The sequence below is a fragment of the Kitasatospora sp. NPDC059812 genome (genome assembly GCF_042732075.1).
In the GTDB taxonomy this organism is placed as follows: Bacteria; Actinomycetota; Actinomycetes; order Streptomycetales; family Streptomycetaceae; genus Kitasatospora.
The window spans coordinates 1-12,554 of sequence record NZ_JBHWIO010000142.1; the positions used below are offsets into that span (position 1 = coordinate 1).

Sequence of the window (12,554 nt, forward strand, 5' to 3'; positions counted from 1 at the left end):
AGCATGGTCGGCGCGTGCTCCACCGGCGCGGCCGCGGCGGGGGGCGCGACCGGCTGCGGGGCGGCGGCGGGCGGGGCCAGGACGGTCGGCGGCTGCTCCACCCCGCCGGGCGGCCCGGACGGCGCACCCGGCAGGCCCATCAGCCCCGGTGTGGCGTCCGGCGACGCGAGCAGCGTCGGCGCCGGCTCGACGGCCGCAGGCGGCACGGGCGCGGGCGGCGGGACGGCGGCGGGCACGGGCGCCTGGGCGGCGGGCGGCGGGACCGGCGGCATGCCGTAGCCGCCCTCCGGCGGCATCAGCATGGTCGCGGCCTCGGCCCCGGCCGGCGCGGGCGCGTCGGGCAGGTCGGAGCCGGTGGTCCGCAGCCCCTCGGGCATCAGGACGGTGGCCGCCTCGGCCCCGACCGGCGGCACCGGCACGGGGGCCGGGGCCGGGGCCTGCGGCGGGACGGCGAAACCAGCAGGACCGGCAGAACCGGACGGCACGGCGGGCACGGGCGGCTCGACGGCGGGCGCGGCCGGCACGGCGGGCGCCGCAGCGACCGGCGCGGGCGGCTCGACCACCGGAACAGCCGGAGCAGCCGGAGCCGGAGCCCCCTGGCCGCCCAGCCGCTCCGCCTCCGCCGCGATCGCCGCGGCCCCCGCCTCCTGCAGCCACTGCGGCGGGCTGAGCAGGAAGGACGTCGCCTCGACCGGCCCGGGCGCGGGCTTCGCCGCCCCCGCCGGGTTGGCCGCGACCGGCCGCCCGTACGCCTCCTCGTACTGCCGGACCACCTCGTTGACGGGCAGCGCGGGCCAGAGCGTGGTCGCGCCGGAGTCCCGGGCGATCACCAGTCGCGCCTCGCCGGCCGACCCGTCCCCCGCACCCGACGGCCCCGCCGTCCCGTCCCCGGGTGCCACCGCCCAGCAGACGAAGCCCAGGTCGAACTCCCGGACCCGCACCTCGCGCTGCTGCGGCTGCGGCACCCCGCCGTTGATCCACTCCTCGGCGAGCTCCTGCGCCTGCGCGTACGTCACCACGCCCGGTTCACCCCTGTCCCCATCCTCGTCGTCCCCGCTCGTTGCACCGCCGCGGCCACGTCAGTCCACCGGGACGGCCCGGGCGAACCCGCCGTCCACCATCAGCTCCGCGACCGTCTCCAGCTCCGGCGGGCTGCCGGCCAGCCGCAGCAGGAACGCGTCGAAGTCCTCGCCGCAGGGCAGCAGCAGCCGGGCGCAGCGGTCCTCCGGGGCCTCCGGCGCGCCGGTGTCGCGGGCGTCGTCGTACAGGTGGAACCAGACCGAGCCGGCCCGGTCGCCGCGCACCTTGAGCGCGACGATGCCGCCCTGCGCGTAGGCGACGCCCAGGTAGTCCTTGGTGAGGTGGTCGCGCAGGCACTTGTTGGCGTACACGACGTCCTGGGTGCCGTACTCCTCGCTGAGGGTGAGGAAGGGCTGGTCGAGCAGCATGCCGAGCTCGGTGTCCAGCGCCACCCCGACCGGGGCGCGGCCGCCGCCCAGCTTGAGGAAGGTGCGGTAGGCGCCGGGCAGCCGGTAGCCGAGGCGCTCCTCGGCACGCTGCACCAGGTCCTCGGGGACGCCGATCGGGTCGCCGCCGTCCTTGGCCAGCGAGAAGTGCACGGGGCGGCGCTCCTGCAACGGGCGGGTGCCGCGGCGGGTGTGGTCGGCGGCGGAGGTGGCCAGGCCGGCGTGGTGCCGCAGCAGCGCCTTGACCTCCACCGGGACGAGCTCCATCCGCCGCCAGCCGGGGGCGGCCCGGCCGACCGCGTGGTGCCAGGTCCAGCCGGGCGGGGTGGCGACGGCGGTGTCCAGGTCGGCCCAGAGCGGGTGGCCCTGGGTGAACAGCGCGGCGTTGGCCGACACGTAGTCGGTCAGCCGCAGCTCGTCCACGCCGAAGCCGTCCGGCGGGTCGGCGACCTCGGCCGCGGCGGCGGCGTACGAGCCGAAGTCCGGGTAGCCGTACTCGTCCACCCGGACCCCGGCGGGGTGTCGCTCCGCGCGGACCGGGTCCGGGAACTGCACCACCTGACCTGCGTACGCCGCGTTCGGTGCGGCGGCGACGCCGGGCCGACCTGTCGTCATCTGGGAGCCCCCACTGGCTGCTGCAAATTCTCGAAGCGCTTGCTGGACACCAGCGTAGGGGGTCGTCTCCGGGCCCGGGCCCCCGCCCGGGAGAAGAAGGGGAACCGTCAGGGCCGCTGCCCGAGCGCCCCGGCCAGCACCCCGGCGACCCTGGTCTGCTGCGCCTCGGTGAGGTGCGGGTGCAGCGGCAGGCTGAGCAGTTCGCGGGCGGCCCGTTCGGCGACCGGGAACGCCCCCGCACGGTGGCCGAGGTGACGGAACGCGGGCTGGAGGTGGACCGGGACGGGGTAGTGCACCCCGGCGCCGATCCCGGCGGCGCGCAGCGCGGCGAGGACGGCGTCGCGGTCCCGGCCGGGGCCGATCCGCACCGCGTACAGGTGCCAGACGTGCTCGTTGCCGGGCGCGGTGCGCGGCAGGGTCAGGCCGTCGAGACCGCCGAGCAGGGCGTCGTAGCGGGCGGCGGCGGCCCGGCGGGCGGCGTTCCAGGCGGGCAGCCGGCGCAGCTTGGCCCGCAGCACGACGGCCTGCAGCGCGTCCATCCGGGAGTTGAAGCCGAACCGCTCGTGCCGGTACTTCTCGCGTGCGCCGTGGTCGCCGATCAGCCGGACGGCGGCGGCGAGTTCGTCGTCGTCGGTGAGCACCGCCCCGGCGTCGCCGTAGCCCCCGAGGTTCTTGCCCGGGTAGAAGCTGGTGGCCGCGATCCGCCCGTAGCCGGCGCGCCCGTGCTGCCGGGCGCCCTGGGACTGCGCCGCGTCCTCCACCACCGGCCGTCCGTCGGCCAGTTCCAGCAGCGGCCCCATCGGGGCGAGCTGGCCGTTCAGGTGGACGGGCAGCAGTGCGACCGCACCGGGCAGCGCCTCGGCGGCCCGCTCGGGGTCGATCAGCAGGTGCGCCGGGTCGGCGTCGACCAGCACCGGGCGCAGCCCGGCCCGCTGCACGGCCTCGGCGGTGGCGACGAAGGTGTTGGCGGGCAGCACGACCCCGCCGCCGGGCGGCAGGTCGAGGGCGCGCAGGGCGAGTTCGAGGGCGTCGGTGCCGTTGCCGGCGCCCACGCAGTGCCGGGCGCCGGTGAAGTCGGCGTACTCCCGCTCGAAGCCGTCCACTTCGGGGCCCTTGACGTAGCCGCCGGAGGCGAGCACCCGGTCGAAGCCGGCCCGGACCTCGGCCGCGACCTCGGCGTGCGCGGCCGCCAGGTCGACCAACGGGATCGAGTCGGCTGGCGGGATCGGGTCGGCCGGCGGGATGCCGGCGCTCACCGGGCGGCCGCCCGGTCCCCGGACCCCACCGGGACGGTGGCACCGCCGAGTTCGAGGCTGAGCGAGGCCGCCTCCAGCAGCTGGAGCACCCGCACCCCGGCCCGGCCGTCGGTGAGCGGGGCCCGGCGCTCGGTGATCGCGGCAGCGAACTCGGCCATCACGTTGCGCAGCGCCTCCTGCTCGACCAGTGCGGGCGCGACCATCTCGCCGACCCGGTAGGAGATCAGCGCCCGGTGCCGGATCGCGTCGGTCAGCTGGTCGGGCGGGGTGAGGTCGACGCCGCGGTCGTGCACGGCCAGCCGGGCCTGCGGGTTGAGGTCGTCCCAGACCAGGGTGCGCCGGGAGCCACCGATCAGCGTGGTGCGGACCTTCGTCGGGGAGAGCCAGTTGACGTGGCAGTGGGCCAGCGCGCCGTTGCTCAGCCGGACCGTCAGGTACGCCACGCAGGCCCGGCCGGCGCCGATCGGGTCGGCGCCCTGGGCGGACACCCCGACCGGTTCGACGCCGGGCGGCAGCACGAAGTCGAGGATCGACAGGTCGTGCGGGGCGAGGTCCCACAGCACGTCCACGTCGGGCTGCACCAGGCCGAGGTTGATCCGCACCGAGTCGAAGAACTGGATGTCGCCGATCTCGCCGCCGTGCACCAGCTCGCGGATCCGGCGCACCACCGGGGTGTAGCAGAAGGTGTGGTCGCACATCAGCACCAGCCCGCTGCGCTCGGCCAGGTCGACCAGTTCGGCGGCCTCGGCGGCCGAGGTGGTGATCGGCTTCTCCACCAGCACGTGCTTGCCGGCCTCCAGCGCGGCCCGCACCAGCCGGTAGTGCGCGGCCGCGGGCGTGGCCACCGCGACCGCCCCGACCCGCTCGTCGTCGAGCACCCGCCGGTAGGAGCCGGTCGCCCGGACGGTGCTGTACTCCCCCAGCACGGCACGGGCCTTGGCCTCGTCCAGGTCGCACAGCCAGTGCAGCCGCAGCGCCGGGGTGTCCTGCGCGTTGCGGACCAGCTTCGGGCCCCAGTAGCCGGCCCCGACCACCGCGAGGCCCACCGGGCGTTCCGGTGCCGGCCGGGGCGGTTCGCCCGGCGTGGGCACGTGCCCACCGGGCGCCTGGTTGGCGGCCTGCGCGTCCCAGGCCCCCGACCGCTGCCGCGGCCCGTTCCGACCGGGCTGCTCCGACGTCATCCACGAGCCCCTTCGCTCCGCCGCCGGGGCGGGCTCGGGCCCACCCCGGCGGCCCCAACGTCCGGCGCGGGCACCGGGTCCGGCCCCGTCCGCGCGTCCGCGGGCGGTCGGCCGGATCCCCTTCGGCCTCGCTGCCGGAACGGTACCGGCCGTGCCCCCGGCCCGGAGGTGGTTTCGGGAAATCAGCGGACAAGTCGTGACGACGGTGTGCGGATCCGGCCCCGGTCCGGCGAGGATCGGGTGACGGCCCGGCCGGTCCCGCACGGTCGTTCGTCCGCCCCCGCACCCCGGTTGTGCGGATGTCGGTGTCGTTTGACAGGCTTGCCCCGGACCGTCCCACCGGTCCTTCCGTCAGCGGGAACAGAGGAGGAGGACGACGCATGACCACCGGTGAGCCCGCGGGCCCGCCCGTGCTGCGCCACCACCGCGACAGCCTGCTGCCCGCCGTCGCCGCCGCGCTGTCACTCAAGGGCGGCGAGGTGCACACCCTGGCCGGGGACAAGGACGCCCGACGGCCGGTCCTGCACCCGCTGGTCGGCGAGTTCCTGGACACGCTGCCCGTCGAGGCGCGCGAGCGGTTCACCGGCCGCTGCCCGGAGGCCGTCCTGCTCTCCCAGCACCTGGTCGCGGTCGACAGCCGGCGCTCCAAGCGCGCCGCCCGCAAGCCGATGACCCTGCACGAGGCCCGCAAGGCGCTCAAGGGCTCCCGGATGACGACCGTTCGCATCCGGGAGGAGGGCGACCCGGCGCACGGCACCCACGCCCCGCCGTGCCGTTCCTGCGCGCCGATGCTGGAGCACTTCACCGTGCAGAGCGTCGCCGTCGGGCCGCCCGCGCCCTGACCGCGCCCTCGTACGCCCCCTGTCCCCGAGCCCTGGAGTCCGCCCTGAACCCGCCCAGCCCGCCCCCGCCACCGCCGGCCACCCTGTCCGCCGCCCCCGCCGGGCGGGCCCGCCCGCGCTTCCCCGCCGACGTCGCCGCCGAGCTCAAGGCGGCCGGCTGGCACCCCGGCCGCTGGCAGATACGGCAGGCCGAGGAGTGGGCCGACGCCCTGGTCGGGTACGGCGGGCCGTCCGGTCTGCGGCACGCGGTGTTCCCGGCGGCGGTGGAGGCCTGGGCCGAGTTCGGCGGCCTCGCCTTCGACCTGGCCGGCCCGGGCCGCCAGCTGGCCCGCACCCCGTTCCTGATCGACCCGCTGTGCGGGCTGCACCAGCCGCGCACCCTGCTCGACCTCGGCCGCGCCCTGGGCAGCCAGCTCGCCCCGCTCGGCGAGGAGGCGTACGGGCAGGCGCTGCTGGCCGTCGACGAGGAGGGCCGGGTCTACAGCCTGGACCACACCGGCGAGTGGTTCCTCGGGCACGGCATCGACCAGGCCGTCACCACCCTGATCCTGGGCACCGCCCCGGAGCGGCTGCGCACCGCCGACGGGTCCTGACGGCGGCCCGGGGCGCTCCGCCGACGCGCACCCGGGCCTGACCGCCGGGCCGGGCCTGGCGGCGCGTCACCGCAGCCGTTCGGCCCGGACCGCCAGCCGGGACGGCAGCACCGCCTCGACCCGGAACCCGCCGTCCGCCTCCGGCCCGGAGGAGAAGGTGCCGCCCAGCGCGATCACCCGCTCCCGCATCCCGACCAGCCCGTTGCCGCCGCTGGGCAGCTTCGCCGCGCCCCCGCCGCCGCCCGGGCAGGCGTTCACCACGCTCACCCGCACCCCGTTGGGCGCGTACGCGAGCAGGACGGACACCTGTGCGCCGCCCGCGTGCTTGTGCGCATTGGTCAGGCCCTCCTGGACGACCCGGTAGGCGGTCTGCTCGGCCTCGCCGGTGAACTCCTGCCGGCTGCCGCTGACGGTCAGCGTCACCGCCATGCCGGCCGCCCGGGACTGGTCGACCAGCCGGGGCAGCCCGGCCAGCGAGTCGGGCTCCGGCTGGCGCTCGTCGTCCATCCGCAGCACGCCGAGGATCTCCCGCAGCTCGTTCAGCGCCTGCCGTCCGACCTCGCCCATCAGCTTGGCGCTCTGCGCGGCCTTCTCCGGGTCCTTGGCGACGATCCGCTCCAACGCCCCGGCGTGCACCACCATCAGGGACACCCGGTGCGCCACCACGTCGTGCATCTCCCGGGCGATCCGGGTGCGCTCCTCCAGCCGGGCCCGGCGGGCGCGCTCCTGGGCCTGCTCGGCCAGCAGGTCCAGTTCGGTCTCCAGGCCGTGCGCGCGGTCCTTGAGCGAGTCGATCAGCCGCCGCCGCGCGCCCACGTACAGTCCGGTGACCACCGGCGGGACGGTCAGGCCGACGGAGACCAGCACCGCGATCAGCACCTGGCCCCAGAGCGGCGGCTGCTCCACCGCCGTGTCGCCGGGCGTCAGCATCGACACCATCATCACGGCGACGGTCTCGGCGAAGGCCAGTGCGGACAGCGCCACCACCCGCCAGCGCCGGGTGGGCCACTCCCAGGTCGCCGCCAGCGTGTACAGCGACACCACCAGCAGCAGGACGCCGAGCATCCCCGGCATCGCCACCAGGGTCACCAGCACCGGTACGGCCGGCCAGCGGCGGCGCAGCACCAGCGAACCGCCCGCCACCACGCCGAGCAGCGAGATGCCGGCCATCCCGGCGGCGTCCAGGTGCACCCGGCCGGAGAGGAAGGCGATCGTGCTGAGCGCGCACTCCAGCGCGGCGAGCACCGCCAGCCCGATGTCCAGGAAGGCGCTGCGCGGCCGCTCCCACCACCAGAACGGCCGGACCGGCGCGCGCTCCCCAGGCGACTTGCTCATGGTTGACACCCTAAGCGGCAACCCCCTCCCCTCCCCACCGGGATTGCCCCCGACACCTCGCCGGACCCTCAAGTGGTCCAGACCACATGCGGCCTGCGGCGTCACTGTCCGCCATCCGGCCACCTCGCGGACAGCGACCGCCCCGACACCTATGCTGGTCGCGTCGGACAGCGCGGTCCGCACGCGTCACACCCGCCACACGCGGGCGGACCTGTGACGATGAGCCGTTGCCGAACCCCACCACCACAGGGAGCCAGCCGTGACCGCTCCGGTCCCCACCCCGGCGGACAGCCCCACTGTCCACGCCACCGGCCCAGTTGCCGACAACGCGGCCCTGCGGGCGGACATCCGCCGCCTCGGCGACCTGCTCGGCGAGACGCTCGTCCGACAGGAAGGCCCCCAGCTGCTGGGCCTGGTCGAACAGGTCCGCCTGCTCAGCCGCACCGACGGCGAGGCCACCGCCGAACTCCTCTCCGACATCGACCTGGACACCGCCGCCAAGCTGGTCCGGGCCTTCTCCACCTACTTCCACCTCGCCAACGTCACCGAACAGGTGCACCGCGGCCGCGAGTTCGCCACCCGCCGCGCCCGGGAGGGCTCGCTGCTCGCCCAGACCGCCGACCAGCTCGCCGAGGCCGACCCCAAGCACCTCGAAAACACGCTGGCCCACCTCGCGGTCCGCCCGGTCTTCACCGCCCACCCCACCGAGGCCGCCCGCCGCAGCGTCCTCAACAAGCTGCGCCGCATCGGCGAACTCCTCGATCGCATCCACCGCGAGGAGATCGCCGCCGGCCTCTCCCAGGCCGACCCGGCCCGCACCAGCAGCGCCCGCCGCCAGGCCGACCGCCGCCTCGCCGAGGTCATCGACCTGCTCTGGCAGACCGACGAGCTGCGCATCGCCCGCCCCGAGCCCACCGACGAGGCCCGCAACGCCGTCTACTACCTGGACGAGCTCTACCGCGACGCCGTCCCCCAGGTCCTGGAGGAACTGCACGAGGAGCTCGGCCGGGTCGGCCTGACCCTGCCCGACGGCGTCCGCCCGCTCACCTTCGGCACCTGGATCGGCGGCGACCGCGACGGCAACCCCAACGTGACCCCGCAGGTCACCTGGGACGTCCTCAACCTCCAGCACGAGTACGGCATCAAGGACGCCCTGGCCGCCGTCGACGACCTGCGCAGTACCCTCTCCACCTCCGAGCGGCTGGCCGGCGCCTCGGTCGAACTGCTCGCCTCGCTCAACACCGACCTGCACCAGCTCCCCGAGCTCAGCCCCCGCTACAAGCGGATGAACGCCGAGGAGCCCTACCGCCTCAAGGCCACCTGCGTCCGGCTCAAGCTGGAGAACACCCGCGAGCGGCTCGCCCAGGGCACCCCGCACGTCGAGGGCCGCGACTACCTCGGCACCCGCGAGCTGATCACCGACCTGCGGCTCATCCAGGACTCCCTGCGCGCCCACCGCGGCGAGCTGATCGCCGACGGCCGCCTCGCCCGCGCCATCCGCACCATCGAGGCCTTCGGCCTCCAGCTCGCCACCATGGACGTCCGCGAGCACGCCGAGGCCCACCACCACGCCCTCGGCCAGCTCTTCGACCGCCTCGGCGAGGAGGCCTGGCGCTACGCCGACATGCCCCGCGAGTACCGGCAGAAGCTGCTCGCCAAGGAGCTCCGCTCGCGCCGCCCGCTCGCCCCCACCCCGGCCCCGCTGGACGCCGCCGGCACCAAGACCCTCGGCGTCTTCAACACCATCCGCGAGGGCTTCGAGCGCTTCGGCGACGAGATCGTCGAGAGCTACATCATCTCCATGTGCCAGGGCGCCGACGACGTCTTCGCCGCCACCGTCCTGGCCCGCGAGGCCGGCCTGATCGACCTGCACGGCGGCATCGCCAAGATCGGCATCGTGCCGCTGCTGGAGACCACCGAGGAACTCCAGAAGGCCGACCTCATCCTCGACGAGATGCTGTCCGACCCCTCCTACCGGCTGCTCGTCTCGCTGCGCGGCGACGTCCAGGAGGTCATGCTCGGCTACTCCGACTCCTCCAAGTTCGGCGGCATCACCACCTCCCAGTGGGAGATCCACCGCGCCCAGCGCCGGCTGCGCGACGTCGCCCACCGCTACGGCATCCGGCTGCGCCTGTTCCACGGCCGCGGCGGCACCGTCGGCCGCGGCGGCGGCCCCTCCCACGAGGCCATCCTGGCCCAGCCCTGGGGCACCCTGGAGGGCGAGATCAAGGTCACCGAGCAGGGCGAGGTCATCTCCGACAAGTACCTGCTCCCCTCCCTCGCCCGGGAGAACCTGGAACTGACCATCTCCGCCACCCTCTCCGCCTCCGCGCTGCACACCGCCCCGCGCCAGGCCCCCGAGGAACTGGCCCGCTGGGACGCCGCGATGGACCAGGTCTCCGCGGCCGCCCACACCGCCTACCGCGCCCTGGTCGAGCAGGACGACCTGCCGAAGTACTTCTTCGCCGCCACCCCGGTCGACCAGCTCGCCTCGCTGCACCTGGGCTCCCGCCCGTCCCGCCGCCCCGACTCCGGCGCCGGCCTCGACGGCCTGCGGGCCATCCCGTGGGTCTTCGGCTGGACCCAGTCCCGCCAGATCGTCCCCGGCTGGTACGGCGTCGGCTCCGGCCTCGCCGCCGCCCGCGCGGCCGGCCTCGGCGGCGTGCTCGACGAGATGCACGGCCAGTGGCACTTCTTCCGCAACTTCCTGTCCAACGTCGCCATGACGCTGGCCAAGACCGACCTGCGGATCGCCCGCCACTACGTCGAGCAGCTGGTGCCCGCCGAACTGCACCACGTCTTCGACCAGATCGTCGCCGAGCACGACCTCACCCTGCGCGAGGTGCTCCGGCTCACCGGCGAGGGCGCACTGCTGGAGCACAACCCGGTGCTCAAGCAGACCTTCACCGTCCGCGACGCCTACCTCGACCCGATCTCCTACCTCCAGGTCGCGCTGCTGCGCCGCCAGCGCGAGGAGGTCGCCACCGGCCGCCACGAGGACCCGCTGCGGGCCCGCGCGCTGCTGCTGACCGTCAACGGCATCGCCGCCGGCCTGCGCAACACCGGCTGACGCCACCGCGCGTACGGGACGGGGCCGCCGTCCGCCCTCCGGGGTGGGCGGCGGCCCCGTCCCGTACCGGAAGGGCCCGGGGCACGCGAAAGGGCCGGCGCCCTTGGGCACCGGCCCGGTGTCGTGTCACCGCGCGGACGGCCAGGTCCTGTCCGGCAAGACCGGCCGGACAGGGCCTACTCGCCCGGCTCGCCCGCGCGTCGGCGCTTCAGCCACAGCGCGGCGCCGCCGGCCGCGACCACCAGGCCGCCGCCGACCGCCAGCAGCCCGGCGTCCGCGCCCATCGAGTCACCGAGCAGCGGCCCGAACTGCGCCGCCGCGGGCTCCGGGGAGCCCCCCGGATCCGGCTCGGCCACCGCGTCCGCGTGCGCCACCGCGCCGCCCGAGAGCAGCACCCCGGCCGCCCCCAGCGCACCGGCCGTGCCGACCCGCCGTCCGAACTGCTTCAGTCGGACCACCCGGAGCCGCCGTAGTCGGCGGACCGGACGAAAACCCCGCATCGAGAACTCCCCAGGACTCGTTCGCGTACCAGGCCGACGCTATCCGATCCCGCACAGGCTTCTCACACGGATTCAGGTTTGGACCGGCAAGCGTTGTACGACTGTTGCGTAACACCACTCCCAGACTTGATGGAGCGTCAGGAGTTGTAGGTGCCCTGCGCCCGCTCCAGCCCCTCGGACAGCAGCGCCTCCACCGCGTCCGCCGAGCGGTCCACGAACCACTCCAGTTCCTTGCGCTCGGCGCCGGAGAAGTCCTTCAGCACGAAGTCCGCGACCTCCATCCGGCCCGGCGGCCGACCGATCCCGCACCGCACCCGGTAGTAGTCCGGCCCCAGCGACTTGGTGATCGACTTCAGCCCGTTGTGGCCGTTGTCCCCGCCGCCCAGCTTGAGACGCAGCGCCGCGTAGTCGATGTCCAGCTCGTCGTGGACGGCGACCAACGCCGAGGCCGGCGCCTTGTAGAAGTCCCGCAGCGCCGTCACCGGGCCGCCGGAGAGGTTCATGAACGACATCGGCTTGGCCAGCACCACCCGGCGGCCGGACAGCCGCCCTTCGGCCACCTGCGCCCGGCTCTTGTGCGCCTTGAACTTCGCGCCCATCCGCTGCGCCAGCAGGTCCACCACCATGAACCCGATGTTGTGCCGGTTCCGGGCGTACTGCTCGCCCGGGTTGCCCAGCCCCACCACCAGCCAGGGGCCCTCGTACTCGTCCGCCATGCCCTCTCTCCTCCTGTGCGCGCTCTACGTCATCTTCCCGGACACACCGCTGCCCCGGCCGCTCCGAGGGGAGCGACCGGGGCAGCGGTCACAGCTGGTGGGGCGAGGCTCAGGCCTCGGTGCCCTCGGCCTCGGCGGCCTCGTCCTCGGCCGGGGCGGCCTGGGCGCCGATGACCTGCAGCACGACGGCGTCGGCGTCGACGGCCAGGGTGACGCCGGCCGGCAGGACGATGTCCTTGGCGAGGACGGAGGCACCGGACTCCAGGCCCTCGACCGAGACGGTGACCGACTCGGGCAGGTGGGTGGCCTCGGCCTCGATCGGCAGCGCGTTGAGGACGTGCTCCAGCAGGTTGCCGCCGGGGGCCAGCTCGCCCTCGGTCAGGACCGGGATCTCGACGGTGACCTTCTCGCCGCGCTTGACCAGCAGCAGGTCGACGTGCTCGATGGTGCGCTTGATGGCCTCGCGCTGGACGGCCTTGGGCAGCACGTACTCGTCCTTGCCCTCGATCGGCACGACCAGCAGGGCGTTCGGGGTCTTGAGCGCCATCATCAGGTCGTGGCTCGGCAGGTTCAGGTGAACCGGGGCGTGGCCGTGGCCGTAGACGACACCGGGGACGAAGCCGGCGCGGCGGGCGCGACGGGCGGCACCCTTGCCGAACTCGGAACGGGTCTCAGCGGCGATGCGGATCTCGGACACGACTGCACTCCTCGGGAAGACTGGCGCGGGGGTGCAGGCAACGCGAAAAACCGCCGGGACCACACCCTCAGTACGTTCGGGGGTCACTCGGCGGTAACGGCCTCTGCCGGCGGACGGGAATCCGGTACCGGCAGCGCGTCGATCACGGAGCGGGCACCCGGCAAGCAGGCACACGGCATCCCTCGCCGAGCAGTTTCACGAGTCTAACCGCATGAACGGCCTCCCGTGAAATCGGCGGGGGCGGGGGGGGGGCGGGGGGGCGGGGGGGGGGCGGGCGGCGGGC

At 75.1% G+C, this 12,554-nt stretch carries 10 protein-coding genes and 1 pseudogene; 3 read left to right on the top strand and 8 right to left on the bottom strand.

Annotation, left to right across the window (positions count from 1 at the left end):
- The 4 genes and pseudogenes from ACFV6D_RS37520 to ACFV6D_RS37535 all read right to left on the bottom strand — a co-directional run.
- A pseudogene (locus ACFV6D_RS37520) lies at positions 1 to 1,019 on the bottom strand (hypothetical protein); the annotation flags it as partial.
- A gap of 60 nt (positions 1,020 to 1,079) precedes the next feature.
- Positions 1,080 to 2,081 carry an SMI1/KNR4 family protein gene (locus ACFV6D_RS37525; RefSeq protein ID WP_063348042.1) on the bottom strand — a complete coding sequence of 334 codons (1,002 nt, stop codon included), beginning with the start codon at positions 2,079 to 2,081 and terminating at the stop codon, positions 1,080 to 1,082.
- A 107-nt stretch (positions 2,082 to 2,188) separates the two neighbouring features.
- A complete protein-coding gene (locus ACFV6D_RS37530) occupies positions 2,189 to 3,337 on the bottom strand; it encodes a DegT/DnrJ/EryC1/StrS family aminotransferase (RefSeq protein WP_380563206.1) in 1,149 nt (382 codons plus the stop codon).
- A complete protein-coding gene (locus tag ACFV6D_RS37535; RefSeq protein ID WP_380346270.1) occupies positions 3,334 to 4,518 on the bottom strand; it encodes a Gfo/Idh/MocA family protein in 1,185 nt (394 codons plus the stop codon). Before ACFV6D_RS37535 ends, ACFV6D_RS37530 begins: the two co-directional genes overlap by 4 nt.
- Before the next feature lie 380 nt (positions 4,519 to 4,898).
- On the opposite strand from ACFV6D_RS37535, the gene ACFV6D_RS37540 reads away from it, so the two are divergent.
- Both ACFV6D_RS37540 and ACFV6D_RS37545 read left to right on the top strand, forming a co-directional pair.
- Positions 4,899 to 5,360, top strand: coding sequence for a YwqJ-related putative deaminase (locus ACFV6D_RS37540; protein WP_380563208.1), 462 nt, complete (start codon positions 4,899 to 4,901; stop codon positions 5,358 to 5,360).
- Between the two features lie 83 nt (positions 5,361 to 5,443).
- Positions 5,444 to 5,953 carry an SUKH-3 domain-containing protein gene (locus tag ACFV6D_RS37545; protein WP_063351179.1) on the top strand — a complete coding sequence of 170 codons (510 nt, stop codon included), beginning with the start codon at positions 5,444 to 5,446 and terminating at the stop codon, positions 5,951 to 5,953.
- Between the two features lie 66 nt (positions 5,954 to 6,019).
- On the opposite strand, the gene ACFV6D_RS37550 is transcribed toward ACFV6D_RS37545, so the two are convergent.
- Positions 6,020 to 7,288: a sensor histidine kinase gene (locus tag ACFV6D_RS37550; protein ID WP_063348044.1), complete on the bottom strand. Its 1,269-nt coding sequence runs from the start codon at positions 7,286 to 7,288 to the stop codon at positions 6,020 to 6,022.
- Positions 7,289 to 7,547: 259 nt separating this feature from the next.
- On the opposite strand from ACFV6D_RS37550, the gene ppc reads away from it, so the two are divergent.
- Positions 7,548 to 10,358 (top strand): phosphoenolpyruvate carboxylase, encoded by a 2,811-nt coding sequence (ppc, locus tag ACFV6D_RS37555; RefSeq protein ID WP_079135660.1) that lies wholly within the window; start codon positions 7,548 to 7,550, stop codon positions 10,356 to 10,358.
- Positions 10,359 to 10,534: 176 nt separating this feature from the next.
- On the opposite strand, the gene ACFV6D_RS37560 is transcribed toward ppc, so the two are convergent.
- The 3 genes from ACFV6D_RS37560 to ACFV6D_RS37570 form a co-directional block, all read right to left on the bottom strand.
- Positions 10,535 to 10,816: a hypothetical protein gene (locus ACFV6D_RS37560; protein WP_380346272.1), complete on the bottom strand. Its 282-nt coding sequence runs from the start codon at positions 10,814 to 10,816 to the stop codon at positions 10,535 to 10,537.
- A gap of 179 nt (positions 10,817 to 10,995) precedes the next feature.
- On the bottom strand, positions 10,996 to 11,574 hold the full coding sequence (gene pth / locus ACFV6D_RS37565) for an aminoacyl-tRNA hydrolase (RefSeq protein ID WP_063348046.1): 579 nt from the start codon (positions 11,572 to 11,574) through the stop codon (positions 10,996 to 10,998).
- Positions 11,575 to 11,683: 109 nt separating this feature from the next.
- Positions 11,684 to 12,271 (bottom strand): 50S ribosomal protein L25/general stress protein Ctc, encoded by a 588-nt coding sequence (locus ACFV6D_RS37570; protein WP_063348047.1) that lies wholly within the window; start codon positions 12,269 to 12,271, stop codon positions 11,684 to 11,686.
- Positions 12,272 to 12,554 lie beyond the last annotated feature (283 nt).